This is a genomic window from Streptomyces sp. WI03-4A (genome assembly GCF_033792105.1).
Classification (GTDB): Bacteria; Actinomycetota; Actinomycetes; order Streptomycetales; family Streptomycetaceae; genus Streptomyces; species Streptomyces collinus_A.
In genome coordinates this window covers 70,993-94,938 of record NZ_JARAUO010000017.1, presented here as the reverse complement: position 1 = coordinate 94,938, position 23,946 = coordinate 70,993, and the positions used below count along the sequence as shown (strand labels likewise).

The following is a 23,946-nucleotide window of genomic DNA, read 5'->3' as shown; positions in this document are numbered from 1 at the left end:
GCGGGCCGGGCTGGGCCGGGCCGTGGGCGGCGGTCCGCCTCCGTGAAGGCCGGTGGGCGGCGGTCCGCGTCCGTGACGGTCGGCGGGCGCCGACGGGTACGGGTGAGCGGGCGGAGCGTGCCGCCCTGGCAACCTTCGGGCCGCTGACGTCGTCTTCCGGGTGGGAGCGGTCAACGGCGGCGCTCCTCGGCGGTGACGACCGCCGTACGGAACGTGATGACCGTCTCATCCACGCAGTGGCCCCAGGGGTTGCCGAGGCTGCCGGTGCCGACCTCGACTCCCGTCCTGACCTGCACCTCCGTACGTCCGCACGGCCCCATGGGTCTCCGTGCGGCCGACAGGGTACTGCATGATCAGAAAAATAGCGGGCCTGGTTGGGAATTCTGTCCGGATTCCAGTCGTTGTTTCCCACGGATGCAGGGCACTCGAGGAGAGTCCCCAGAGACAGTCCCCGGAGAGCCGAGCGTTCACAAGGACCACCCGCCAGCCCACCATCGCAAGGGAGCACGCATGGCAACCCGTGCCGTCGCCCGTCGTAAGACCGCCTCCGGCGAGACGGTCGACTCGGCAAGCAGTGTTCGCGCCCATGGCGGCGAGATCGCCGACCGCGACCTGGTCGGCATGTACCTCGACGAGATCGCGCGTACGCCGCTGCTCGACGCCGCCAAGGAGGTCGAGCTGTCCCAGACCATCGAGGCGGGTGTGTTCGCGCGGCAGGTCCTCGACGGCGAGGAGGAGTCCGCCACGGACGCCACCCGCGAGGAACTGGAGTCCCTGTTCGCCGCCGGCGAGCGGGCCAAGGACGTCTTCATCCGCTCCAACCTCCGCCTGGTCGTGGCGGTGGCCCGGCGCTACCCGCGCAGCGGCCTGCCGCTCCTCGACCTGATCCAGGAGGGCAACGCCGGTCTGGTGCGCGCCGTCGAGAAGTTCGACTACCGCAAGGGCTTCAAGTTCTCCACGTACGCCACCTGGTGGATCCGTCAGGCCATCACCCGCTCCATCGCCGACCAGTCCCGTACGATCCGGCTCCCCGTCCACCTGGTGGAGGAGCTGGGCCGCATCCGCCGTGTGCAGCGCGAGTTCAACCGCGAGCACGGGCGCGAGCCGGAGCCCGCGGAGATCGCCGCCGAGCTCGGCTCGACGCCGGAGCGCGTGACCGACGTGCTCGACTGGTCCCGTGACCCGGTCTCGCTGAACATGCCGGTGGACGACGAGGGTGAGACGCAGTTCGGCGACCTGCTGGAGGACACCTCCGCGGTCTCCCCGGAGCAGTCGGTCCTCACCCTGCTGCGCAGCGAGGAGCTGGACGACCTGATCGGCCGTCTGGACCAGCGCACGGCCTCCATCATCAAGATGCGGTACGGCATCGACGACGGCCGCGAGCGCACGCTGACCGAGGTCGGCAAGGAGCACGGCCTGACCCGCGAGCGCATCCGCCAGATCGAGAAGCACGCGCTGCTGGAGCTGAAGAAGCTGGCCCGCCAGACCGGCTTCGACGCGGCGGCGTAACGGGGGGTACGGGAGCGCGGTGCGCGTGCGCCGTGGCGAAAGACGGCGCAAACATGGCGCGGTACCGTCGCTTCAATCCGCGGTCCCGAGGGAAAAACCACTCCGGGCCCCGTAGCAGGGGCCCAGGACCGCACTCCCCGCCTCGCGCACCCACCCCCACATCCGGTCGGCCGCACCTGGTCCGGCCGGGCGAGTGAGCCACGTCCTGACGCGATCCCCCCCCAGCGCCGGGACGTTCCAGAGCCGGGCTCCGGCGCCCCACCCCCCCTGGGCGCCGGGCCCGGCTTCTTCGTGCTGCCGGGGCCGGGCCTTCGTGCTGCCGGGAGCGGTCCGCGGCGCGATGATGAGGTCGCCGGGGCGGTCTTCCGTGGGTGGAGTGGTGGGCCACCCCGTACCTGAACCCCGGGGTGGCCCGCCGGATGGCAGATTCTGCCACACCGGCATAGCCTGCCGAGGTGAGCACCCCCCGTACTACCGGCAGCACCGCCCACCAGCACGTTCCCGCCTCTCCCACGGCGTCCCTCACCGAACGCCGCAAGGCGGAGACCCGTATGGAGATCGCCCGCGCGGCGGCGGCCCTCTTCGTCCGCCAGGGGCTGCGCGCCACTCGCGCCGAGGACATCGCCCAGGCGGCGGGCATCGCCCCGCGCACCTTCTACCGCTACTTCGCCTCCAAGGAGGAGGCGGTGGCCCCGCTCTACGCCGCGGGCGCCCAGCGCTGGACCCAGGCCGTCCGCGAGGCCCCGGCCTCCCTCAGTGTCCTGGAGGCCTTGCGGCACGCGGTCCGCGAGACCCTCACCCCCGGTTTCGGCGTCTCGGCGTCGGCCTGGGAGTGGGTGCGCACCCTCATCCGGCTGGCCGACGCCAGCCCCGCCCTGCGCAAGGTGTGGGCCGAGGTCTGCCAGGCGGAGGAGGGGGCACTCGCGGAGATCCTGGCCCAACGGCTGTCGACGTACCCGGGGCAGACGGCGGCCGCCGGGGACGACAACGTTTCCCACCCGGACACGGACCCGGACCCGACCCCCGGTCCGGACCTGACCACCGGCCCAGGCGGGGCGGCCCCCGCCCCCGTCCCGCCCCGTCTGCGCTTCGCCGCGGCGGTCGCGGGGGCGGCGATCCGGGTCGCCGTCGAATCCTGGGCCGCCACCACCGAGCCGCCCACGGGCGCCGACGGCCCGGCCGCGCTGGCCCTGCGCAACCTCGACGCCCTGGCCCACTTCACCTGGGAGGAAGCGAACTGACCCCGGCCGACGGCCGGTTGTCCCCATGCCTCGGCGCGCGGCTCACCGGCCGTCCCACCCGCGCGCCTCACCCAACCATCCCACTCGCGCGCCTCACCCGGCCGTCCCACCCGCGCGGCTCAGCCGGTCGCCCAGTTCCCTCGCGCAGTCCGCCAGTTCGGCCGGTGACCGTACGGTGAACTCGCAGCCCACCATGGCCAGGCGTACCGCCAGCCACTCCGGCTGGTCCCCGCCCGCGCCGCGCAGCACGCACCCGCCCTCCCCGTCCGCCTCCGGTGCGCCGAGCCATTCCGGCAGCCGTGCGGACACCGTCTCCACGGGGGCGGCGAACCGGACCTCGAACTCGTACCGGTCATGCCGCTGCCCGATGGACCGGCGCAGGTACTCCGCCGCGCCGCCCTCCGGCAGTTCCCGCGGCGCGAACCGCATCCCGGTGGCGAACGGCTCCCGCACCCGGTCGACCCGGAACGTGCGCCAGTCCTCCCGGTCGAGGTCGTAGGCGACGAGGTACCACCGGCGCCCGGTCGAGACGAGCCGGTGCGGCTCGGTCAGCCGCCGGGTCTCACCGCCCTCCTTGTCGCGGTAGGCGAAGCGCAGCCGCTCCCGTCCCGCCACCGTCGACGCCATCACGGTCAGCGTCTCCGGTGCGATGCTCGCCCCGTCCCCGCTGGTCAGCGGAGTCGTCGCGGCCTGCAGTGTGGAGACCCGGTGGCGCAGCCGGGCCGGCAGCACCTGCTCCAGCTTCGCGAGCGCCCGCACCGACGCCTCGTCCACGCCCGCCACCGCGTGCCCGGCACCTGCCCGCAGGCCGACCGCGATCGCCACCGCCTCCTCGTCGTCGAGCACCAGCGGGGGCATCGCCTTGCCCGCGACCAGCCGGTACCCGCCGTCCGAGCCCATCGTCGCCTGCACCGGGTAGCCCAGCTCCCGCAGCCGGTCGATGTCCCGCCGGACGGTACGGCGGGACACCCCGAGCCGGTCGGCGAGCTCGCCGCCGGGCCACTCGCGCGGCGTCTGGAGGAGGGAGAGCAGCTGGAGAAGCCGGGCCGGAGTGTCCGTCGTCATGCCTTCGAGGATGCCGTACGACTAGGACACGATCTGACCTACTGGGGTCCTAGCTTGGACGCATGACCTCCACGGAACCAACCCTCAGCACGCAGCAGGCACCGGGCGACCGCCGCCGCTGGTTCGCGCTCGCGATCGTCATGGCGGCGGCCTTCATGGACCTCGTCGACGTCACGATCGTCAACATCGCGATCCCCTCGATCCAGCGGGACGCGGACGCCTCGCTCAGCCAGATCCAGTGGATAACCGCGGGGTACGCCCTGGCCTTCGCGGCGGGACTGATCACCGGTGGCCGTCTCGGCGACATCCACGGCCGGCGCCGGCTGTTCCTCGTCGGCATCGGCGGCTTCACCCTGGCCTCCGCGCTGTGCGGGTTCGCCGCGAACCCGGAGATGCTGGTCGCCTCCCGCCTCCTCCAGGGCGGCATGGCGGCGATGATGGTCCCGCAGGTCCTGTCGATCGTGCACGCCACCTTCCCCGCCCACGAACGCGGCAAGGTCTTCGGGCTGTTCGGCGCGATCGTCGGCCTCGGTGCGGTGTCCGGACCGCTGCTCGGCGCGCTGCTGACGGAGTGGAACCTGTTCGGTCTCGAGTGGCGGCCCATCTTCCTGATCAACCTGCCGGTCGGCGTCGTCGCCTTCCTGCTCGGCCGCCGCTACATCACCGAGTCCCGCGCGCCGAAGGCGCTGAAGCTGGACCTGGTCGGCGTCGCCCTGGTGACCCTCGGCCTGCTGATGCTGCTCTACCCGCTCACCCGTGGCCGTGAGCTGCACTGGCCGCTGTGGGGCCACCTGTGCATGGCGGGCGCGCTCGTGGTGTTCGCGGCGCTGGTGGCGTACGAGCGGCGCAAGGCGGCCCGCGACGGCTCCCCGCTGATCGAGCTGTCGCTGTTCAAGGTCAAGAGCTTCGCCGCCGGCATCGCCGTGCAGACCGTCTTCGGTGTCGCACTCGGCATCTTCTTCCTGGTCTGGACGCTGTACATGCAGTTCGGCCTCGGCTGGAGCCCGCTGCGGGCCGGCCTGACCGGTGTGCCGTTCTCGCTCGCGGTGTCCACGGCGGCCGGGATGTCGGTGCAGAAGCTGGTCCCGCGGTTCGGCCGCAAGGTGCTCCAGGCGGGTGCGCTGGTGATGGCGGCGGGTGTCCTCCTCTACGTCTGGGAGGCCCACCGGTACGGCCTCGCCATCGCCTCCTGGCAGATGGCCCTCCCGCTGGTCGTCATGGGGGCCGGCATGGGGCTGATCGTCGCCCCGCTGACGGACGCGGTGCTCTCGGAGGTCCCGCGCGAGCACGCCGGATCGGCGTCCGGCCTCATCAACACCGTGCAGCAGATGGGCAACGCGCTCGGCCTCGGGCTGGTGTCCGTGGTGTTCTTCGGGGTGATCGGCGACCGGCTGACGCGTGCCCAGGTGGGCCCGGCCTTCGTGCACGCCTTCCAGCACGCGCTGTGGTGGGTCGCCGGGATCCTGGGCGTGATCTTCCTGCTGATGTCCGCCCTCCCGAAGCGTCCGGCGCAGCACGTGGAGGGCGCGCCGGACGACGAGCTCCCGGCGACCGAGCGGGAGCCCGAGCTGGTGGGCTGAGACCGGCAGGCAGCACGAGGGCCCGGCACCGCACAGGTGCCGGGCCCTCCGTCGTCCGCTCAGACACGGACACACGGACACAGGGACACATGGACACGCTCGGAAGTCCGTTCATGCCCGATTCAAATCCGAACCTGTTTACTTCCGGGAAATCGGCGCGTAGCCTCGAATCGAAACCACACGTTCGGGCATCAGTCGGAGGCGAACGGACATGTACGCACCGGAGCGGCAGCAGGAGATCCTCCGGATCGCCCGTGACGGCGGCCGGGTGGACGTGCTGTCGCTGGCCGAGGAGTTCCAGGTGACGGCGGAGACGATCCGCCGCGATCTGAAGGCCCTCGACCGCGCGGGCCTGGTGCGCCGGGTGCACGGGGGCGCCATCCCGGCCGGACGCCTCGACTTCGAGCCCGATCTCACGGAACGCGAGTCCACCGCCGCCGACGAGAAGGACCGCATCGCCAAGGCGGCCCTCGCCGAGCTGCCCGTCGAGGGCACCCTGGTCCTCGACGCCGGTACGACCGTGGCACGCCTGGCCGCCGCCGTCCCGCTGGAGGCCTCCCTCACCGTGGTCACCCACAGCCTGCCGATCGCGGCCCGCCTCGCCGATCACCCGGGCATCCAGCTCCACCTGGTCGGCGGCCGGGTACGGCACCGCACGCGCGCCGCCGTCGACGCCTGGGCCCTGCGCGCCTACGCCGAGATCCGCGCCGACGTCGCGTTCGTCGCCGCCAACGGCTTCTCCGTGGAGCACGGTCTGACCACCCCCGACCTCGCCGAGGCGGCGGTCAAGCGCGCGGCCGTCGCCGCCGCCCGCCGCGTCGTGCTGCTCGCCGACTCCGCCAAGCACGGCCAGGAGCACTTCGCCCGCTTCGGCGGCCTGAACGACGTGGACCTGCTGATCACCGACAGCGGGCTGAGCCCCGAGGACAGCGCCGCCATCGAGCGCGGCGGCACGGAAGTGGTGCGCGCATGATTCTCACCGTCACCCCCAACCCCTCCCTCGACCGCACCTACGAGGTCCACGCCCTGGAGCGGGGCGAGGTCATCCGCGCCGAGACCGAGCGCACCGACCCGGGCGGCAAGGGCGTGAACGTCTCACGTGCCGTCGCGGCCGCCGGCCGGCGCACCGTCGCGGTGCTGCCCCTGGGCGGCGCGGCGGGAGCCCTCGTCGCCGAACTGCTCGACGCCCAGGGCATCGAGGTCGCGCCGGTCGCGATCGCCGGGACCACCCGGTCCAACATCGCGCTCGTCGAGGTGGACGGGGTGCTGACGAAGATCAACGCTCCCGGCCCCAAGCTGTCGCCCGCCGAGCAGGAACTCCTCCTGGACACCGTCCGCGCGCAGTCCCCGGGCGCCGGCTGGATCGCCTGCTGCGGGAGCCTGCCCCGCGGGCTCGCGCCCTCCTGGTACGCCGACCTCGTGGCCCGGGCGCACGCGGCGGGCGTCCGCATCGCCCTGGACACCTCGGGGCGTGCGCTGCTCGAAGCGCTGCGCGCGCGGCCGGACGTGGTGAAGCCCAACGCCGCGGAACTCGCGGAAGCGGTCGGGCGCTCCCTGGCGACCGTGGGCGACGCGGTGAAGGCGGCCGAGGAACTGCGCGGCATGGGCGCGCGCGCCGTGCTCGCGAGCCTGGGCGCCGACGGTCAGTTGCTCGTGGACGCCGCCGGCACCTGGTTCGGCAGCGCCCGCGTGGACGCCGTACGCAGCAACGTCGGCGCGGGTGACTCCTCCCTCGCCGGCTTCCTGATCGCCGGCGGCAGCGGCCCCGGGGCGCTGGCCTCCGCCGTCGCCCACGGCGCCGCCGCCGTCCGGCTCCCCGGCAGCGTGATGCCCACCCCGGCCGACCTGGACCCGGCCGCGGTCACCGTCACGGACGACGTCCCGATGGACCGCGAACTGACGGAGCCGGTGTCATGAACACCGGGGCCGCACCGGGCCTGACGGCACACGAGGCTCCGCTCTGCTTCGTGGACCCGCTCGAACCAACCGCCCCCGGGAGGCGGGGACTCCCCGGCCCCGCCTGCGCCGGACCCGATCCCGCCGTCTGCCCCCGCAGCACCCCCGTCCCCACCCCCGCCCACGTCACCCACCGGGCGATACGCGTGCAGAGGAGCCCGCGATGAGCGACATGATCACCGCGGACCTGGTCGATCTCGACCTGTCCGCCGACACGAAGGAAGCGGCGGCGCGCGCCCTCGCCGAGCGCATGGTGAGCCTGGGCCGGGTGACCGACCTGGAGGGCTTCCTCGCCGACGTCGCCGCCCGCGAGGCACAGATGCCGACCGGCCTGGACGGTGGCATCGGCATCCCGCACTGCCGCAGCGCCCACGTCACCGAGCCGACGCTCGGCTTCGGCCGCAGCTCCGCCGGGATCGACTTCGGCGCCCCCGACGGGCCGGCCGACCTGATCTTCCTGATCGCGGCCCCGGCCGGCGCCGACGACGCCCATCTGACGATCCTCTCCTCCCTGGCCCGGCAGCTGATGAACACCGAGTTCACGGACGCGCTGCGGTCGGCGCAGGACGCGCGGACCGCGACCGCGCTGATCCGCGGGGAGGAGGCGCCCGCCGCCACGGCCGAGGGCGCCGGGGAAGACACCGCCGCGGCGTCGGGGGCGGCCTCCGCCGACGCCGCGGCGGGCAGCACCGTACAGGACACGGCCGCACCGGCACCGGCGCCCGCGGCGGTGCCGGCTCCGGCACCTGGCCCGGCGGCCGCCGGGACCGCTGATGCCACGGCAGGCGCCACGGAGGGCTCCGCGGTGAGTGCCGCCGAGGGCGGGGCCGGCGGGTCCGGTGCCGCTGAGCGGCCGTTCCGGGTCGTCGCCGTCACCTCCTGCCCGACCGGCATCGCCCACACCTACATGGCGGCCGAGTCGCTGGAGAACGCGGGCCGCGAGGCCGGCGTCGAGGTCGTCGTCGAGACGCAGGGCTCGGCCGGCTTCACCCGGCTCGACCCCGCGGTGATCGCGGCGGCGGACGGCGTGATCTTCGCGCACGACGTCCCCGTGCGCGACAAGGACCGCTTCGCGGGCAAGCCGACGGTCGACGTCGGGGTGAAGGCGGGGATCAACCGCGCCGCCGAGCTGATCGGCGAGGTGCGCGGCAAGGCGGAGCGCGGCGAGGCCACCTCGGGCGCGGCACCCGCCACCCCCGTGGAGCGGGCCGGTGACTCCACCGAGGGCTACGGCACCAAGCTGCGCAAATGGCTGATGAGCGGCGTGAGTTACATGGTCCCGTTCGTCGCCGCGGGCGGTCTGCTGATCGCCCTCGGCTTCGCGATCGGCGGCTACACCGTCAACAAGGCGCCCTCGGTGATGGACCACTTCCTGTGGACCCAGGCCGACAGCTGGGGCGCGCTGCTGTACCAGATCGGTGTGGTGTCCTTCGGGTTCCTGGTCCCGGTCCTGGCCGGGTACATCGCCTACGGCATGGCCGACCGCCCCGGACTCGTCCCCGGCTTCGTCGGCGGCGCGATCGCCCTGACCATCAACGCCGGTTTCCTGGGCGGCCTGGTGGCCGGTCTGGTCGCCGGCGGGGTGGTGATGGCGATCCAGAGGGCGCGCATCCCGGCGGCCCTGCGCGGCATCATGCCGGTGGTGGTGATCCCGTTGATCTCCTCGGCGATCGTCGGGTTCCTGATGTTCGTCGTGATCGGCAAGCCCATCGCGGCCGCCCAGAAGGGCATGACCGACTGGCTGAACGGCCTCACCGGCACCAACGCGATCCTGCTCGGCGCGCTGCTCGGCCTGATGATGTGCTTCGACCTCGGCGGACCGGTGAACAAGGTGGCCTACACCTTCGCCACCGCCGGCATCGCGGTCGCCAGCCCGAGCGACTCCGCGATGAAGATCATGGCCGCGGTCATGGCGGCCGGCATGGTCCCGCCGCTGGCGATGGCCCTGGCCACGACCGCCCGCGGCCGGCTCTTCACCCAGACCGAGCGCGAGAACGGCAAGGCCGCCTGGGTGCTGGGCGCCTCCTTCATCTCCGAGGGCGCCATCCCGTTCGCCGCCGCCGACCCGCTGCGGGTCATCCCCTCCGCGATGGTGGGCGGCGCCCTCACCGGCGCCCTGTCGATGACCTTCGGCGCCACCCTGCGCGCCCCTCACGGCGGCATCTTCGTGGTCCCGCTGATCGGCAACCCGTTCTTCTACCTGATCGCCATCGCGGCCGGTGTGTGCGTCACCACCGCCCTGGTCGTCGTCCTCAAGGGCATGCGCAAGCAGGCCCCCGAGGCCACCGCCGCCGGCACCGACCCCGCCGCGGGGCCGGCCACGGCGGCGCGGGACGCCGAGCACACGGTGGCCGCCTGACGGCACCGCCGCCTCTTGTCCCTTTGGCGCACTGTGAGTTGTTCACGGCACCTGCGAGATACGTCACGGTCCGGGACCAAAGTCCCGGACCGTGGTGTGTACTGGGGCGTATGCCTGCGCACGTCTCGACTCTTCAGCTGATCGGCCTGGCCGCGCTCACCGTGGCCGGGCTGGCCTGGGCCGTCGTGGTGATGCGCCTGCTGCGCCGTGCCCGCGTCGAGGCCGTCGCCGAATGGCAGGCCGCGGCCGTGCTGCCGGCGCTGCCGGAACAGCCCAAGGCCGGTCCCGCGCGCGAGTCGGTCGAGCTGACCCCGGCCGAACAGGACGCCTTCGCGGGCCTGATACGGCGAATCGGCGACCGCTGACCCGCCCGGCCCGCTAGGACTGCCGGGCCGCGCGCCGGTCCATGGCGTCGCGGGCCGCGTCCTCCGTCGCGTAGACCTCGCACATGTGCCGTCCGTCGGGGGTCGCCGTGTGCTCGACCTCCCACAGCGAGATCTCCCGGCCGTCGGGCAGCAGGAACGCGTGCTCGTACAGCGCGAAGCTCAGCCCCGCGCGGGCGGACCGCCCGCACCGGCCGAACGCCTGGGTGATCTGGTGCGCGGCCGCCGTCGCCAGCAGCGCCGCCGTCTCCTCGCCCGGCCGGTCATGGTTCTCCGCGCGGCGCAGCACCCGGCGGGCGTGGTCCGCGGAGTCGTCCGGCGCGTAGACGTGCCGGGGCTCGGGGACCGCCCAGAGCTGCGTCAGCGCGGGCAGCTCGAAGTCCGGCGCCTCCGGCGGCAACGGGAGCCGGGAGGTGGCCGCGTGCAGCTCCTCCTCGTCCACGTACACCTCGTGCTGGGCGTCGCCGCCCGGGGCGGTGTTGTGCACCAGCTCCCACAGGGTCACCGGCGAGCCGTCCGCCAGCAGCCAGGTGTGCCGGTACGTCTCGCGGTGCAGGCCCGCGCTGTGGTGGGCGGAGAGCAGGCAGCTGTCGTGCGCCAGCGCGCAGTCGAGCCGCCGTATCACCTCGTCGGGCAGCTCGAAGGAGTTCAGGGCACGGCCGAGAAGCCGCGCGAGGTGCTCCTCCGGAGACTCGGGCGACTCGGCTGGTTCGTACGCTGCCGTCTCGTACGGAACGCTCAAGGCTTCTCCCGGCGTTGCTGCATGTCACCTAGTGGGTGCATACCGTAGCCCCTCGGTCGGACATCGTGTCCCCGAACCGAGAAAACGTATGCCGGGAAAACGCGAGGGCCGCGCGAATAGTTCCCGTGCGGCCCCACGTACCGTCAAAACCCGCCGTTCAGAGGGCACTTCCCGCGGTCCAGGCGCTCCACGCCATGTTCCAGCCGTTGAGCCCGTTGTCCGGCGAGACCGTCCTGTCCGGGGAGTTCTTCACGATCACGACGTCCCCGACGAGCGAGTTGTCGTAGAACCACTTGGCCGTCGTGGCGCCCTGCGCGCCCTGCACGTCCGCCAGGCCCACGCAGCCGTGGCTGGTGCCCTCCCGGCCGAAGGGCGGGTTGCCCTTGTTGTACCAGTAGTTGCCGTGGATGAAGGTGCCGGACGAGGTCAGGCGCATGGCGTGCGGCACGTCCGAGATGTCGTACTCCCCGCCGAAGCCGACCGTCGAGCCGTTCATCCGCGTCTGCACGAACTTCTCGGAGATCACCATCTGCCCGTTGTACGTGGTGTGCTGCGGGCTGCCGGCGGAGATCGGCACCGTCTTGAGCGTCCTGCCGTCCCGCACCACCGTCATGGTCTGCGTGCGGGCGTCGACCGTGGAGACCTGGGCGCGCCCGACCGTGAACGACACGGTCTTCTTCTGCACCCCGTAGACGCCGTTCGCGCCCCGCACGCCGTCCAGGTCGATCCTCATCGTGACCTTGGAGCCGGCCTTCCAGTACTCCTGCGGCCGGAAGTCCAGCCGACGGTCCCCGAACCAGTGCCCGACGACCTGCTGGCCGCTGCTGGTGCCGACCGTGATGTGCGACTGCACGGCCTTCTTGTCGGTGATGGACTTGTCGAAGGTGAACGACACCGGCATGCCCACGCCGACCGTGGTGCCGTTGTCCGGGGTGTAGGTGCCGATGAAGCTGTTCGCCGAGGTGACGGTGGTGAAGATGGAGTTGGCCGCCGCGGTGTGTCCCCCGGCGTCCTTGGCGGTCGCGGCGATCTCGTACTTCGTCCCGCGCTCCAGCCGCGCCTTCGGCTTCCAGCTCGCGCCGTCGGCCGATATCGCCCCCGGCACCGCCTGCCCGGATCCCGCCACGGTCATCTTCACGTCCGTCAGCTTCCCGCCGCTGACCTTCACGCCGGTGGCGTTGATGGACGCGTTCGTCGCCCCGTCCTTCGCCGAGATCGTGATCGTGGCCGCCGACGTCTGCGACGACTTGCCGCCGCCGTTGCCGTTGTCGTCGGTCGCGCTGGCGTCGCCGCCGCATGCGGTGAGGGTCAGGCTGCCGACCATCAGGGCGGCACAGGCCAGCAGTGCGCGCCGCGCTGCGAGGTCCGGCGTAGTCACGGGCTGCTCCAGGTTCGTGTGAGGTGGGTGATCCGCTCCAGTGCGTGGGAAGAGAGGGACAGCGGCCGGGGCAAGGTTCCACCCCGGGCCCGAGAACGCCGTTGCGTGACAGAACCGCGACAATCAGGACCCCTTCGGGTCCTTTTGCCCCCGGGGCGCCCGCCGGGTGCCTACCGGCCGTCGCCGTACAGCTCCCGGTACGACGGCCACGCTCCGCCCGGCCCCTCGACCGGCTCGGCGGCGCGCACGGCACGGACGATCGCCCGGGTCACCAGGTCCGCGCCCGCCGCCAGGATCTCGTTGAGCGCCGACGGGTCCGCGGTGCCGAGCGGCCGCGCCCCCGTCGCCAGCGCGAACACCGTGTCGCCGTCGTGCAGCAGGTGCACCGGTCGTACGGCGCGTGCGATGCCGTCGTGTGCCGTGCCCGCCATCTTCTGCGCCTGCGCCTTCGTGAGGCCGGCGTCGGTCGCGACCACCGCGAGCGTCGTGTTCAGCGGCGGCAGCGTCGTGCGGGAGGCCACCTCGTCGAGGCGCCTGCGCGCGGCCTCGTGCACGGCCCGCTCCGGGTAGGCCACCCGGCCCTGGAAGAACTCCCCGTACAGCGCGCCCGTCTCCGGGTCGGCCACCGCGCCCGCGGAGTTCACGACCACCAGGGCCGCCACGGTGACGCCCGAGCCGAGGACCGTGCTCGCGGTCCCCACCCCGCCCTTGAGCCGCCCCGCCACCGCGCCCGTGCCCGCGCCCACGCACCCCTCGGGCACGGCCGCGCCCGGTGCGCCGGCCGCCGCGTCCTCCACCGCCGCGCGCCCCGTCGCCGCGTCCGGCCGGGCCCGGAAGTCGCCACCGCGCCCCAGGTCGAAGACGCACGCGGCCGGGACCACCGGTACGACGTGCGCCGGACCGGGCCCGACCCGCACCCCGCGCCCCCGCTCCTCCAGCCAGGCCATGACGCCCGACGCCGCGTCGAGCCCGTACGCGCTGCCGCCGGTCAGCACGACGGCGTCCACCCGCTGCACCACGTTGCGCGGGTCGAGGGCGTCGGTCTCCTTGGTACCGGGGCCGCCTCCGCGCACGTCCACCGCGGCGACGGCGCCGCCCTCCGGCGCGAGGACGACCGTGGTGCCGGTGAGCCGGCCCTCGCCGGTCCGGGTGGCGTGGCCCACCCGCAGCCCGGCGACATCCGTCAGAGCGTCAACTGTCATGGGGCCAGTCTGGCCCACCCCCGTGCGGCGTCAGGGGAGTTCAGCGGGCGGACCCCGCCTCGGCCGCGTGCCGTCGGCGGAAGGCCCCGTGGGCCGTCAGCGAGACCCCGACGGCCACCGCGGCCGCCGACACGAGCCCCGCCGCCAGGACCGCCCAGAAGCCCAGGAAGGTGCAGCAGACCACCAGCAGCGCGGTCCCGGGAAGCACCAGCTGCTGGGCGATGCCCATCTTGAAGTGCCGCGCGTGCAGCCCCCACACCGTCAGCAGGTACAGCGCCGTCGGCAGGGTCACCGCCGCCGAGGCGGCCAGCGCCGAGATCTGCGCCTTGCCGACCGCCTGCTCCACCGCCACCTCCAGACCCGCGCCGATCGCGGCCGCCGAGGCGAAGATCAGATAGTGGCCGTAGCCCCACAGGAACGCCTGCGCGTTGGAACGCAGATGGACGTGGATGGGCACCGCGAAGTAGATCCACCAGGCCGAGAAGACGATCAGCAGACCGCCCGCCGCGATCGGCAGCAGCTCGCCCAGCGCGTCGTGCTCGCCCACCGCCGACTTCACGGCGACCGTCGCCGCGGCGATCGTCTCGCCGAGCACGATGATGGTGAACAGGCCGTACCGCTCGGCGATGTGGTGCGGATGCCAGGACGTCTCGTGGTGCCGCTCCGCGAACAGCGGCACGCACAGCTCCACGACCGCCATCACCAGGAACACCCAGACCCGGGCGGGACCGGGCAGCAGCACCAGCCCCAGCCAGCCGACCTGGCACAGCAGCACACCGCCCGCGTATCTGAGCGCGGCGGTCCGCTCCCGCCCCTCGGCCGACCGCGCCGCTCTCAGCCACTGCGCGGCCATCGCCAGCCGCATGATCACGTACCCGAGCCAGACCACCAGGTAGTCGTGCTGCTGGAACGCCCGCGAGACACCCGCGGCCAGCACCAGCACGCCGGCGATCTGGACCAGGGTCACGACCCGGTAGAGCGCGTCGTCGTTGTCGTACGCCGAGGCGAACCAGGTGAAGTTCATCCACGCCCACCAGATGGCGAAGAACACCAGCGCGTAGTTCAGGATCCCCTCGCCCGGATGCCCTCCGGCCACGGCGTGCACGAGCTGCGCGCCGGCCTGGGCGATGGCCACGACGAAACACAGGTCGAAGAAGAGCTCGAGCGGTGACGAGACGCGGTGCGCCTCGTGGCGGCCGCGCGCGGTGAGCCGCCGCAGGGGCCCCTCGGACTGCGCACCCGGTGAGGCGGGCGCCGGAGCGGAACTCGACGTCATGCCTCCCAGCACAGCAGAAAACCCCGGCGAAATCTTGTGAACGCTTTCACAAGGGCTGGGTGGGCCGTCCGGGCCGCACCCGAGGAGGTCCGGGCCCGCGCCGTACCCTTGACGCATGAGTACAGTCCCCGCCCCCGAGCCGCGCGACCCGAAGACGGCGCTGGTCTTCGACGACCCGCTGAGCCAGCAGTCCTCGGACGACACCGACCGCGGGTGGGGCGAGCGCCCGGACGGCCGGGACAGCGCCGCCGACCTCAAGCGCTTCCTCGACGAGATGCCGCCCCACCACATCTGAGCCGCACGGGGCGGCCCCGCTAGCGGATGTCGCGCTCCATACCGCGCTGCGCGAGCAGCGCGTCGCGGATCTCCTTGAGGAGCTCCAGCTCGGTCACCTCCATGACCTCCTGCGTGCCCATGCGCGCCTTCTTGCGGGCCTCCTGCCGCGCCAGGTACTTCGACATGGGCAGGACCATCAGGAAGTACACGACGCCCGCGGTGATCACGAACGTCAGCGTGGCGCCGATGACCGAGCCCCACATGATCAGTACACCGCTCTTGGCCGACCCGTCCGCGTTCACGACGCACGGTTCCTTCAGGCAGGAGTGGTAGTGGTCCAGGTTCTGCGTGCCGATCGCTCCGACCAGCGGGTTGATGAGCCCCTTCACGACCGAGTTGACGATGTTCGTGAAGGCGGCGCCGATGACCACCGCGACTGCCAGATCGACGACGTTCCCGCGCATCAGGAAGGCCTTGAAGCCCTGCCAGACGCTCGGTTCCTTCTTCGCGCTCACCTCGGGGACTCTCCTCGTATGCACAGGCTGTGGAACGAAACGCTCCGCAACCTACGCCACCATGCCGCCATCCTGTCGAATTTCCGGGCTCGATCGGGCGACGGTGCGGCGTGTCACCGTGCACACGGCCAGGACCGGTCAGCACAGCGTCACCGCGAGCCGTGCCGTGGCACTGGCGCCGACGAGCCGGGCCGCCGAGCCGCGCGGCACCGTGAGCACGACCAGCGCCCCGCCCCCGCCGGAGCCCCCGTCCGTGCCGGCCAGGCCCTCAAGGCGGTCCGGCACCTCTCTCACCCGCACCCCGCGCGCCAGCACCCGGGCGTCGCCCCCGGTCGCCGGATCCCCGGCGGCGATGACGTCGACCCGGTCGCCGGGCCGGAGCAGCCGGACGGTGGCGGCGTCGGCGATCCGCACCGGCGCCGTCACCATGTCGCCCGCCCGGTGGTGCCGTCCCGGCGGCTCCACGGCCGGCCGGCCCGGGGCACGGGCGGAGGGGTGCGGCGGCGCGCCGGTCCGCGGACCCGCCGCGACGAGCGCGGCGGCGGTCACCGCCAGGCCGGCCGCCAGGGCGCGCCCGCGCCGGTGCGCCAGCCGCTGCAACCGGTACCGCCCGCCGCGCACCCGCACCGGACCGAACGGCGGGACCTCACAGGTCGCCGGAGCGTCGGTGCCCGGCGGGCGCGGCAGACGGAACGGAACCGGTCCGTGAGCGGGGGAGGGGAAAGGAGAGGGTGTGGGAGCGGGGGAGAGGGCGGGAGGCGTCGGGGACGACGAGGTCGAGGGCATGGGGTGTCACCACCTGCGACGAGGGCCTGGGCTTGCCCTGCCACGATGGCGCCCCGCGCCGATCCCCGCCGGAGCCCGTGCACCACCCGCCGGTTGTGGAAAACCCCGCCCCCCGAACCGGTGAACCCCGTCGGCGGGCCACGGAGACGAAACGACTACGGCAGGGGGAAGCCCGGGTCCATCCCGCCGAGGGCGTTCACGCACAGGCAGTCCCGCGCCGCGGTCTCCGGCAGCGCCGCCACGGCGTCGAACAGCACACCCCGCAGCCGGTCCACGTTCGCCGCGAACACCCGCAGCACCTCCTCGTGCGAGACGCCCTCGCCCGTCTCGGCGCCCGCGTCCAGGTCGGTGACCAGGGTCAGCGAGGTGTAGCAGAGCTCCAGCTCACGGGCGAGCGCCGCCTCGGGGTGGCCCGTCATGCCCACCACCGACCAGCCCTGCGCCTGGTGCCAGAGCGATTCGGCGCGGGTCGAGAAGCGCGGGCCCTCGACGACGACCAGCGTGCCGCCGTCCACCGGCTCCCAGTCCCGTCCGCGCGCCGCCTTCAGTGCGGCGGCCCGCCCGGTGGGGCAGTAGGGGTCGGCCATGGACACGTGCACCACGTGCGGCACCGTGCCGTCCGGCAGCGGGAGTCCGTCGAAGTAGGTCCCGGTCCGGGACTTCGTCCGGTCCGCGAACTGGTCGGGCACGAGCAGGGTGCCCGGGCCGTACTCGGGGCGCAGCCCGCCCACCGCGCAGGGGCCGAGGACCTGCCGGACGCCGACCGAGCGCAGCGCCCAGAGGTTGGCGCGGTAGTTGATGCGGTGGGGCGGCAGGTGGTGGCCGCGGCCGTGCCGGGGCAGGAAGGCCACCCGCCGGCCGGCGATCTCGCCGAGGAAGAGGGAGTCGCTGGGCTGCCCGTAGGGGGTGTCCACCTGGACCTCGGTCACGTCGTCGAGGAACGAGTAGAAACCCGAGCCCCCGATCACGCCGATCTCTGCGTTCGCCATGACGAGCACCCTAGTCGCCTGCCGCACCGGCGGGGAGGCGTGCCCGGGTACGCCTCAGGCCCCGCGTCCGACGACGGCGGGGCCCGGGAAGCGGGATGTCAGGCCGCGGAGCTGCTGGAGGAGCTCGACGACGAGGACGACGAGCTCGACGACGCCGACGACGTCGAGGAAGCCGACGAGGAGGACGACTTCGAGTCGGACGACGACGAGCCGGCCGGCTTGGAGGCCGGGCTGCTGCTCGACGTGGAGCCGCGGGAGTCGTTGCGGTAGAAGCCGGAGCCCTTGAAGACGATGCCGACGGCGGAGAACACCTTCTTCAGGCGGCCACCGCAGTTGGGGCACTCGGTCAGGGCGTCGTCGGTGAACTTCTGCACCGCCTCGAGGCCCTCGCCGCACTCGGTGCACTGGTACTGGTAGGTCGGCACTGTCTTCCTCCTGGCACTCTCACTCGATGAGTGCTAACGACGATCCATAGTGACGTATTCCAGGGCTTCAGTCCACCGTCACCGGTACGCGGTGACCGACGCCACGCGCGACGGTCCGGTTCCGGGCCGGGGTGACCAGCCGCGAACGCAGGGCCACGAGGGTGGCCAGCGCGAGCAGGGTGCCGGCCATCGGCACCAGGAATCCGGCGCCGCCCCACAGCCGGTCCTCCAGCTGTCCGGCGACCGTGACGGCGGCCGCCTGGCCCAGCGCCACGGCGCCGGTCAGCCAGGTGAACGCCTCGGTGCGGGCGCCGGCCGGGACGAGGCCCTCGACCAGGGTGTAGCCGGTGATCAGGGCCGGGGCGATGCACATGCCGACCAGCAGGCCGAGGCCGGCCAGCAGCAGGACCGAGTGCGCCGTCCACAGCGCGGCGGCGGTCAGGGCGAGCCCCGTGTAGCCGACGAGCAGGCGCCGCTGCGGGGCCGCCTTCCAGGCGATGGCGCCGCAGGCGACGCCGGAGAGCATGTTGCCCGCGGCGAAGACGCCGTACAGGACGCCGTTCAGACCGGGCTCGCCGATCGACTCGGTGAACGCGGCCAGCGACACCTGCATGCCGCCGAAGACCGACCCGATGCCGAGGAACGTCACGACCAGGACCCGCACGCCTGGGACGCGCAGCGCGGAGGTGTGCTCCACGCGCGCGTGGCCGCCCTCGACGGCGGTCACCGGCGGCTGCGTGCTCTTCTGCGCGGCGAACAGCAGACCGCCGACGAGGGTGAGCGCGGCCTCGGTGACCAGGCCGGCGGACGGGGTCACCGTCGTGCACAGCGCGGTCGCCAGCAGCGGCCCGAAGACGAAGGTCAGCTCGTCCGTGACGGACTCGAAGGCCGCCGCGGTGCTCATCAGGGGCGAGCCCTGGAGCCGGACGCCCCAGCGGGCGCGCACCATGGGGCCGACCTGCGGCACCGAGGCGCCGGTCGGGACGGCGGCCGCGAACAGCGCCCACAGCGGCGCGTGCGCCAGCGCGAGTGCCGTCAGGGAGAGGCCGGACACCGCGTGCACCAGGACGCCGGGGATCAGGACGGCGCGCTGCCCGTAGCGGTCGGCGAGACGGCCGCTGTAGGGCGCGAACAGCGCCATGGAGACACCGGTGGCGGCCGCGGCGGCGCCGGCGGCGCCGTACGAGCCGGTGGTGTGCTGCACGAGCAGCACGATGGAGATGGTGAGCATCGCGAACGGCTGGCGTGCCGCGAAGCCGGGGAGCAGGAACGTCCAGGCGCCGCGGGTGCGCAGCAGCTGTCCGTAGCCCGGTCGGGAGGAGGACGACGGGTTCTCCGCCGCCTCGCTGGTGACCGTGGACGCCACGGCCCGTGCCTTTCTACCGCCTGGTAGCGCGCCCGTGCGGGGGCGCCGAGAGCTGTCCTCTTGCGCGGAACTGCGGTAGATACCGGTGCCACTGCGGAGGGCGTTCCGGCCGCCATACGGTCGCGCCAGCTCTGCGTCAGGCAGAGTTGGTTCGATCAGGGTGCGCCTTCATACTACAGGGATCAAGAGCTTGTGCCCCTGTGAAAAGGCGCACCCCGGCGGGCGTCCGCCTGTGAAGGCAGCGCATGCGCGCCCTCAGCGCGAGCCCGCCCCGCTCGTCCCGAGCCAGTCGGCCAGTTTGCCGCCGTGGGCGACGGCGCGCAGCCGCCGTTCCGCGGCGTCGCGGACCGGGTCGGTGGCCACCACGAGGAGTTCGTCGGCGTGCCGCAGCACCGTCGTGGGCAGCGGGACGAACGACTTCCCCTCCCGCACGACCAGCGTGACGGCGGCTCCGGGTGGCAGCCGCAGCTCGTTGACCTCGACGCCGTTCATCCGCGAGCCCTCGGGGATGGAGACGGACAGCAGGTGCCCACGCAGCCGCTCCAGGGGTGCCGACTCGATGCCGAGGTCGGACGCCTCGCCCTGCTCGCCCAGCCGCAGCTTGCGGGCCAGCCAGGGCAGTGTCGGCCCCTGGATGAGGGTGTAGACGACGACCAGCACGAAGACGATGTTGAAGATGCGCCGGCTGCCCACGACGCCGTTCACCATGGGGATGGTGGCCAGGATGACGGGCACGGCGCCGCGCAGGCCCGCCCACGACATCAGGACCTGCTCCTGCCAGGGCACCCGGAACGGGGCCAGGCTGAGGACCACGCTCAGTGGGCGCGCGACCATGGTCAGCACCAGCCCGATGACCAGCGCGGGCAGGATGTCGTCGCCCAGCTCGTGCGGGGTGACCAGCAGGCCGAGCACGACGAACATGCCGATCTGCGCGATCCAGCCGAGCCCCTCGGCGAAGCCGCGGGTGGCGGGCCAGTGCGGCAGCTTGGCGTTGCCGAGCACCATCGAGGCCAGGTAGACGGCGAGGAAGCCGCTGCCGTGCGCCAGGGCGCCGCCGGCGTACGCGGTGACGGCGATGGCCATCACGGCGATCGGGTACAGACCCGAGGCGGGCAGTGCCACGTGCCGCAGCGCCCAGGAGCCGATCCAGCCCACCGCGAGGCCGACGGCCGCCCCGATGGCCAGCTCCAGGGCTATCTCGCCGACCAGGGTGTACCAGTGCTCGACCGGGCCCGCCTGGGAGAAGGCGACGACCAGGATGACGACCGGGGCGTCGTTGAAGCCGGACTCCGCCTCCAGGGTGCCCGTCACGCGCGCGGGGAGCGGGATGCGCCGCAGCACGGAGAAGACCGCCGCCGCGTCCGTCGACGACACCACGGCCCCGACGATGAGCGCCTGCCGCCACTCCAGCCCGACCAGGTAATGGGCGCCGGCCGCCGTGACGCCGACACTGACCGCGACTCCCGCCGTCGCCAGGACCGACGCGGACGACAGGACCGGCCTGACCTCCTTCCACTTCGTGCCCAGACCGCCCTCGGCGAGGATCACGACCAGGGCCGCGTATCCCATCACCTGGGTCACTTCGGCGCTGTTGAAGTGGATGTGCCCGATGCCGTCCTGGCCCATGAGGACGCCGATCCCCAGGTAGACGAGCAGGCTGGGGAGCCCGCTGCGGGAGGAGATCCGGACCGCCGCGACGGCGACGAGCAGGACGAGGGAGCAGACGAGCAGGAGCTGGTTGAGGTGGTGGACAGTCAGCGGCGGTTCCCTTCCTTGGCACGCGCGGGGCACGCGCGGGCTCCCGTACACAAGACCCGAGGCTGCGGCGCACCGCACCCAAGTACTTCGTTACCTTACCTAATTCTTGACGCTTTCTTGACGCTTCGCGGGGCAAGATCGAACGCTCGTGCGCGCTGGTTCCCGACTCCGCGTCAAGCGGGACAGGGCCCTGCGCCTATGGTTGCTCCCAGCGCTCATTCAAAGTCACAGCCCGACCTGCCGCTCGCGTTAGGACAGCAAGGACAGCGATGCCCCCCAACACCACCGCCACAACGGGTGACACCGCCACGACCGGTGCCACGCCCGTCAAGTCCGGCAGGAAGAAGGGGCGCAAAGCCCGACTCCTCGTGCTGGTCCTGGTCCTGGCCCTCGTCGGAGGCGTCGCCTACGGGGCGTACTGGTCGATCAGCACCGTCCGCGCCTCCTTCCCGCAGACCCAGGGCACGATCACGCTCGACGGCCTCTCCGGGCCCGTCGACGTGAAGCGGGACGGCAACGGCATCCCGCAGATCTACGCCTCCTCCGACGCGGACCTGTTCATGGCGCAGGGCTACGTCCAGGCGCAGGACCGGTTCTACGAGATGGACGTGCGCCGGCACATGACCTCCGGGCGCCTGTCGGAGATGTTCGGCAAGGGCCAGGTCAAGAACGACGAGTTCTTGCGCACCCTCGGCTGGGACCGCATCGCCGAGCAGGAGTACGACACCAAGCTGTCGTCCTCCACCAAGGCGTACCTGCGGGCCTACGCCAAGGGTGTCAACGCCTACCTCAAGGGCCGGAGCGGCAAGGACATCTCCCTGGAGTACGCGGCGCTGGGCCTGACCAACGACTACAAGCCGCAGCAGTGGACCCCGATCGACTCGGTCTCCTGGCTGAAGGCGATGGCCTGGGACCTGCGCGGCAACATGCAGGACGAGGTCGACCGCGCGCTGATGACCAGCCGTCTCGGCCCGCAGCAGATCCAGGACCTGTACCCGCGGTACCCGTACAGCCGCCACAAGCCGATCGTGCAGGAGGGCCAGTACAGCGAGCTGACCCACTCCTTCCAGCAGAGCGGCAGCGGCTCCACCGGCGCGACCGGCTCCACCGGCACGACGGGCACGACCGGGACCACCGGCACGACGGGCACCACCGGTACGACGGGCACGACCGGCTCCACGTCGTCCGGTGCCTCGGCCTCGACCTCGTCGGGTTCGGCGCTCACCAGCCAGCTCGCGGGTCTCTACAAGGTCCTGGACGACGTGCCGACGGCCGTCGGAGTGAACGGCCAGGGCATCGGCTCCAACTCCTGGGTCGTCTCCGGCAAGTACACGATCACCAAGAAGCCGCTGCTCGCCAACGATCCGCACCTGTCGGCGTCGCTGCCGTCCGTCTGGTACCAGATGGGCCTGCACTGCCGCACCGTCTCCAGCAAGTGCCAGTACGACGTGGCCGGCTACACCTTCGCCGGGATGCCCGGTGTGATCATCGGCCACAACGCCGACATCGCCTGGGGCATGACCAACTCCGGGGTCGACGTCACCGACCTCTACCTGGAGAAGGTCACCGCGAACGGCTACCTGTACGACGGCAAGGTGCGGCCCTTCAAGAACCGGCAGGAGACCATCAAGGTCGCCGGCGGCAAGTCCAAGACCATCGTCGTGCGCCAGACCGCCGACGGGATGCCGCTGCTGTCCGACCGCGACGACGAACTCGTCCAGGTCGGCAGGAAGGCCGGGGTCAACGCGGCCGCGCCCGACCGCGGCGACGGCTACGGCATCGCCCTGAGGTGGACGGCGCTCGACCCGGGCACCTCCATGGACGCGGTGTTCGCCCTCGACAAGGCGGCCGGCTGGAGCGACTTCCGCTCCGCCGCCGCACTGTTCGACGTGCCCTCGCAGAACCTCGTCTACGCCGACACCGCCGGGCACATCGGCTACACCCTGCCCGGGAAGATCCCCACGCGCTCCTCGGCGGACGACGGCTCGATCCCGGCTCCCGGCTGGGACTCCAAGTACCGCTGGACCGGCTTCATCAAGAAGAACGAGCTGCCCTACGAGTACGACCCCGCGCGCGGCTACATCGTCACCGCCAACCAGGCCGTGGTCGACCCGGACAAGTACCCGTACACGCTCACCACGGACTGGGGCTACGGCACCCGCAGCCAGCGCATCACCGACCTGATCGAGTCGAAGATCAAGGACGGCGGCAAGATCTCCACCGAGGACATGCGCCAGATGCAGCTGGACAACAGCAGCGACATCGCCAAGCTGCTCGTGCCCAAGCTGCTGAAGATCAACGTCGACGACAAGGACGTCCGCCAGGCGCAGAAGCTTCTGGAGGGCTGGGACTACACCCAGGACGCCGACTCCGCCGCGGCCGCCTACTTCAACGCGGTCTGGCGCAACATCCTCAAGCTCGCCTTCGGCAACAAGCTGCCCAAGGAGCTGCGGGTCAAGGGTCAGTGCCTGTGGGTCGACAAGATCGACAGCACCGGTCCGGTCGACGACGACGCCAAGGTGCGCGAGTGCGGCGAGCGCGACGCCGACCAGGCCCAGCCGGACGGCGGCGACCGCTGGTTCGAGGTGGTCCGCACCCTCATGGAGAAGCCGGACAGCGACTGGTGGAAGACCCCGGCGGGGGCGGGTGACCGCAAGAAGGCCGACAACATGGACCAGCTCTTCGAGCGCGCCATGGTCGACGCCCGCTGGGAGCTGACCGCCAAGCTCGGCAAGGACATCGACTCCTGGAGCTGGGGCCGGCTGCACCGCCTGTTCCTGAAGAACCAGACGCTCGGCACCGAGGGCCCCGGATTCCTGCAGTACGTCCTCAACCGCGGCCCCTGGAAGCTCAGCGGCGGCGAGGCGACCGTCAACGCGTCCGGCTGGAACGCGGCCGGCGGCTATGGCGTGGTCTGGGTGCCGTCCATGCGGATGGTGGTCAACCTCAAGGATCTCGACAAGTCCCGGTGGATCAACCTGACCGGCGCCTCGGGGCACGCCTACAGCGCCCACTACGTCGACCAGACGGGCAAGTGGGCCAAGGGCGAACTGCTGCCCTGGTCGTTCACGGACAAGGCGGTCGACGGGAGCACGAGCGACACCCTCGTCCTCAAACCGTGAGCCACGGCCGGCACATCG

The 23,946-nt window shown here is 72.4% G+C and carries 21 protein-coding genes; 9 read left to right on the top strand and 12 right to left on the bottom strand.

Annotated elements, in window-relative coordinates:
- Window positions 1-170: 170 nt before the first annotated feature.
- The gene (locus PV343_RS19215) at window positions 171-296 is read right to left on the bottom strand and encodes a hypothetical protein (RefSeq protein ID WP_319148169.1); all 126 of its coding nucleotides are present in this window, start codon (window positions 294-296) and stop codon (window positions 171-173) included.
- 214 nt (window positions 297-510) lie between these two features.
- On the opposite strand from PV343_RS19215, the gene PV343_RS19210 reads away from it, so the two are divergent.
- Both PV343_RS19210 and PV343_RS19205 read left to right on the top strand, forming a co-directional pair.
- Window positions 511-1,509, top strand: coding sequence for an RNA polymerase sigma factor RpoD/SigA (locus tag PV343_RS19210; RefSeq protein ID WP_020940605.1), 999 nt, complete (start codon window positions 511-513; stop codon window positions 1,507-1,509).
- Window positions 1,510-2,060: 551 nt separating this feature from the next.
- Window positions 2,061-2,750, top strand: a complete 690-nt coding sequence (locus tag PV343_RS19205) for a TetR/AcrR family transcriptional regulator (RefSeq protein WP_319148223.1) — start codon at window positions 2,061-2,063, stop codon at window positions 2,748-2,750.
- Between the two features lie 93 nt (window positions 2,751-2,843).
- On the opposite strand, the gene PV343_RS19200 is transcribed toward PV343_RS19205, so the two are convergent.
- Window positions 2,844-3,815 (bottom strand): helix-turn-helix transcriptional regulator, encoded by a 972-nt coding sequence (locus tag PV343_RS19200; RefSeq protein WP_319148168.1) that lies wholly within the window; start codon window positions 3,813-3,815, stop codon window positions 2,844-2,846.
- A gap of 62 nt (window positions 3,816-3,877) precedes the next feature.
- On the opposite strand from PV343_RS19200, the gene PV343_RS19195 reads away from it, so the two are divergent.
- From PV343_RS19195 to PV343_RS19175, 5 genes are all read left to right on the top strand, one after another.
- Window positions 3,878-5,395 (top strand): MFS transporter, encoded by a 1,518-nt coding sequence (locus tag PV343_RS19195; protein WP_319148167.1) that lies wholly within the window; start codon window positions 3,878-3,880, stop codon window positions 5,393-5,395.
- A gap of 211 nt (window positions 5,396-5,606) precedes the next feature.
- Window positions 5,607-6,368 (top strand): DeoR/GlpR family DNA-binding transcription regulator, encoded by a 762-nt coding sequence (locus PV343_RS19190; protein ID WP_319148166.1) that lies wholly within the window; start codon window positions 5,607-5,609, stop codon window positions 6,366-6,368.
- Complete coding sequence (pfkB, locus tag PV343_RS19185) at window positions 6,365-7,312, top strand: 1-phosphofructokinase (RefSeq protein WP_319148165.1); 948 nt, start codon at window positions 6,365-6,367, stop codon at window positions 7,310-7,312. The genes PV343_RS19190 and pfkB overlap by 4 nt, the downstream gene beginning before the upstream one ends.
- Window positions 7,313-7,514: 202 nt before the next feature.
- Window positions 7,515-9,710: a fructose-specific PTS transporter subunit EIIC gene (locus PV343_RS19180; RefSeq protein ID WP_319148164.1), complete on the top strand. Its 2,196-nt coding sequence runs from the start codon at window positions 7,515-7,517 to the stop codon at window positions 9,708-9,710.
- A 110-nt stretch (window positions 9,711-9,820) separates the two neighbouring features.
- Entirely contained in the window at window positions 9,821-10,075 is a 255-nt protein-coding gene (locus PV343_RS19175) for a hypothetical protein (protein WP_319148163.1), read from the top strand.
- 13 nt (window positions 10,076-10,088) lie between these two features.
- Here PV343_RS19175 and PV343_RS19170 read toward each other — a convergent pair whose 3' ends face one another.
- The 4 genes from PV343_RS19170 to PV343_RS19155 all read right to left on the bottom strand — a co-directional run bounded on the left by PV343_RS19170 (window position 10,089) and on the right by PV343_RS19155 (window position 14,691).
- Entirely contained in the window at window positions 10,089-10,835 is a 747-nt protein-coding gene (locus PV343_RS19170) for a DUF6227 family protein (protein WP_319148162.1), read from the bottom strand.
- A gap of 157 nt (window positions 10,836-10,992) precedes the next feature.
- Window positions 10,993-12,213 carry a L,D-transpeptidase gene (locus PV343_RS19165; RefSeq protein ID WP_319148161.1) on the bottom strand — a complete coding sequence of 407 codons (1,221 nt, stop codon included), beginning with the start codon at window positions 12,211-12,213 and terminating at the stop codon, window positions 10,993-10,995.
- 170 nt (window positions 12,214-12,383) lie between these two features.
- A complete protein-coding gene (locus tag PV343_RS19160) occupies window positions 12,384-13,415 on the bottom strand; it encodes a P1 family peptidase (RefSeq protein WP_319148160.1) in 1,032 nt (343 codons plus the stop codon).
- A gap of 40 nt (window positions 13,416-13,455) precedes the next feature.
- Window positions 13,456-14,691 carry a low temperature requirement protein A gene (locus tag PV343_RS19155; RefSeq protein WP_319148159.1) on the bottom strand — a complete coding sequence of 412 codons (1,236 nt, stop codon included), beginning with the start codon at window positions 14,689-14,691 and terminating at the stop codon, window positions 13,456-13,458.
- Between the two features lie 115 nt (window positions 14,692-14,806).
- Here PV343_RS19155 and PV343_RS19150 point away from each other — a divergent pair, with 115 nt between their 5' ends.
- Window positions 14,807-14,986, top strand: a complete 180-nt coding sequence (locus PV343_RS19150; RefSeq protein WP_319148158.1) for a hypothetical protein — start codon at window positions 14,807-14,809, stop codon at window positions 14,984-14,986.
- A gap of 19 nt (window positions 14,987-15,005) precedes the next feature.
- On the opposite strand, the gene mscL is transcribed toward PV343_RS19150, so the two are convergent.
- The 6 genes from mscL to PV343_RS19120 all read right to left on the bottom strand — a co-directional run bounded on the left by mscL (window position 15,006) and on the right by PV343_RS19120 (window position 20,839).
- Window positions 15,006-15,482, bottom strand: coding sequence for a large conductance mechanosensitive channel protein MscL (mscL, locus tag PV343_RS19145; RefSeq protein WP_319148157.1), 477 nt, complete (start codon window positions 15,480-15,482; stop codon window positions 15,006-15,008).
- Between the two features lie 138 nt (window positions 15,483-15,620).
- The gene (locus tag PV343_RS19140; RefSeq protein WP_388236520.1) at window positions 15,621-16,103 is read right to left on the bottom strand and encodes an RcpC/CpaB family pilus assembly protein; all 483 of its coding nucleotides are present in this window, start codon (window positions 16,101-16,103) and stop codon (window positions 15,621-15,623) included.
- A gap of 320 nt (window positions 16,104-16,423) precedes the next feature.
- On the bottom strand, window positions 16,424-17,257 hold the full coding sequence (locus tag PV343_RS19135) for an S-methyl-5'-thioadenosine phosphorylase (RefSeq protein ID WP_319148155.1): 834 nt from the start codon (window positions 17,255-17,257) through the stop codon (window positions 16,424-16,426).
- A gap of 98 nt (window positions 17,258-17,355) precedes the next feature.
- On the bottom strand, window positions 17,356-17,682 hold the full coding sequence (locus tag PV343_RS19130) for an FmdB family zinc ribbon protein (protein WP_319148154.1): 327 nt from the start codon (window positions 17,680-17,682) through the stop codon (window positions 17,356-17,358).
- 67 nt (window positions 17,683-17,749) lie between these two features.
- A complete protein-coding gene (locus PV343_RS19125) occupies window positions 17,750-19,048 on the bottom strand; it encodes an MFS transporter (protein ID WP_319148153.1) in 1,299 nt (432 codons plus the stop codon).
- A gap of 255 nt (window positions 19,049-19,303) precedes the next feature.
- On the bottom strand, window positions 19,304-20,839 hold the full coding sequence (locus PV343_RS19120; protein ID WP_319148152.1) for a potassium/proton antiporter: 1,536 nt from the start codon (window positions 20,837-20,839) through the stop codon (window positions 19,304-19,306).
- 236 nt (window positions 20,840-21,075) lie between these two features.
- Between PV343_RS19120 and PV343_RS19115 the strand changes: the two genes are divergently transcribed.
- On the top strand, window positions 21,076-23,928 hold the full coding sequence (locus PV343_RS19115) for a penicillin acylase family protein (protein WP_319148151.1): 2,853 nt from the start codon (window positions 21,076-21,078) through the stop codon (window positions 23,926-23,928).
- Window positions 23,929-23,946: the final 18 nt, after the last annotated feature.

What these genes read in the sequence shown, in the direction of transcription:
- PV343_RS19210 (WP_020940605.1), top strand. Translation starts at nt 511, where the DNA reads ATGGCAACCCGTGCCGTCGCCCGTCGTAAGACCGCCTCCGGCGAGACG.
- PV343_RS19205 (WP_319148223.1), top strand. Translation starts at nt 2,061, where the DNA reads ATGGAGATCGCCCGCGCGGCGGCGGCCCTCTTCGTCCGCCAGGGGCTG.
- PV343_RS19200 (WP_319148168.1), bottom strand. Translation starts at nt 3,815, where the DNA reads ATGACGACGGACACTCCGGCCCGGCTTCTCCAGCTGCTCTCCCTCCTC.
- PV343_RS19195 (WP_319148167.1), top strand. Translation starts at nt 3,878, where the DNA reads ATGACCTCCACGGAACCAACCCTCAGCACGCAGCAGGCACCGGGCGAC.
- PV343_RS19190 (WP_319148166.1), top strand. Translation starts at nt 5,607, where the DNA reads ATGTACGCACCGGAGCGGCAGCAGGAGATCCTCCGGATCGCCCGTGAC.
- pfkB (WP_319148165.1), top strand. Translation starts at nt 6,365, where the DNA reads ATGATTCTCACCGTCACCCCCAACCCCTCCCTCGACCGCACCTACGAG.
- PV343_RS19180 (WP_319148164.1), top strand. Translation starts at nt 7,515, where the DNA reads ATGAGCGACATGATCACCGCGGACCTGGTCGATCTCGACCTGTCCGCC.
- PV343_RS19175 (WP_319148163.1), top strand. Translation starts at nt 9,821, where the DNA reads ATGCCTGCGCACGTCTCGACTCTTCAGCTGATCGGCCTGGCCGCGCTC.
- PV343_RS19160 (WP_319148160.1), bottom strand. Translation starts at nt 13,415, where the DNA reads ATGACAGTTGACGCTCTGACGGATGTCGCCGGGCTGCGGGTGGGCCAC.
- PV343_RS19155 (WP_319148159.1), bottom strand. Translation starts at nt 14,691, where the DNA reads ATGACGTCGAGTTCCGCTCCGGCGCCCGCCTCACCGGGTGCGCAGTCC.
- PV343_RS19150 (WP_319148158.1), top strand. Translation starts at nt 14,807, where the DNA reads ATGAGTACAGTCCCCGCCCCCGAGCCGCGCGACCCGAAGACGGCGCTG.
- PV343_RS19135 (WP_319148155.1), bottom strand. Translation starts at nt 17,257, where the DNA reads ATGGCGAACGCAGAGATCGGCGTGATCGGGGGCTCGGGTTTCTACTCG.
- PV343_RS19115 (WP_319148151.1), top strand. Translation starts at nt 21,076, where the DNA reads ATGCCCCCCAACACCACCGCCACAACGGGTGACACCGCCACGACCGGT.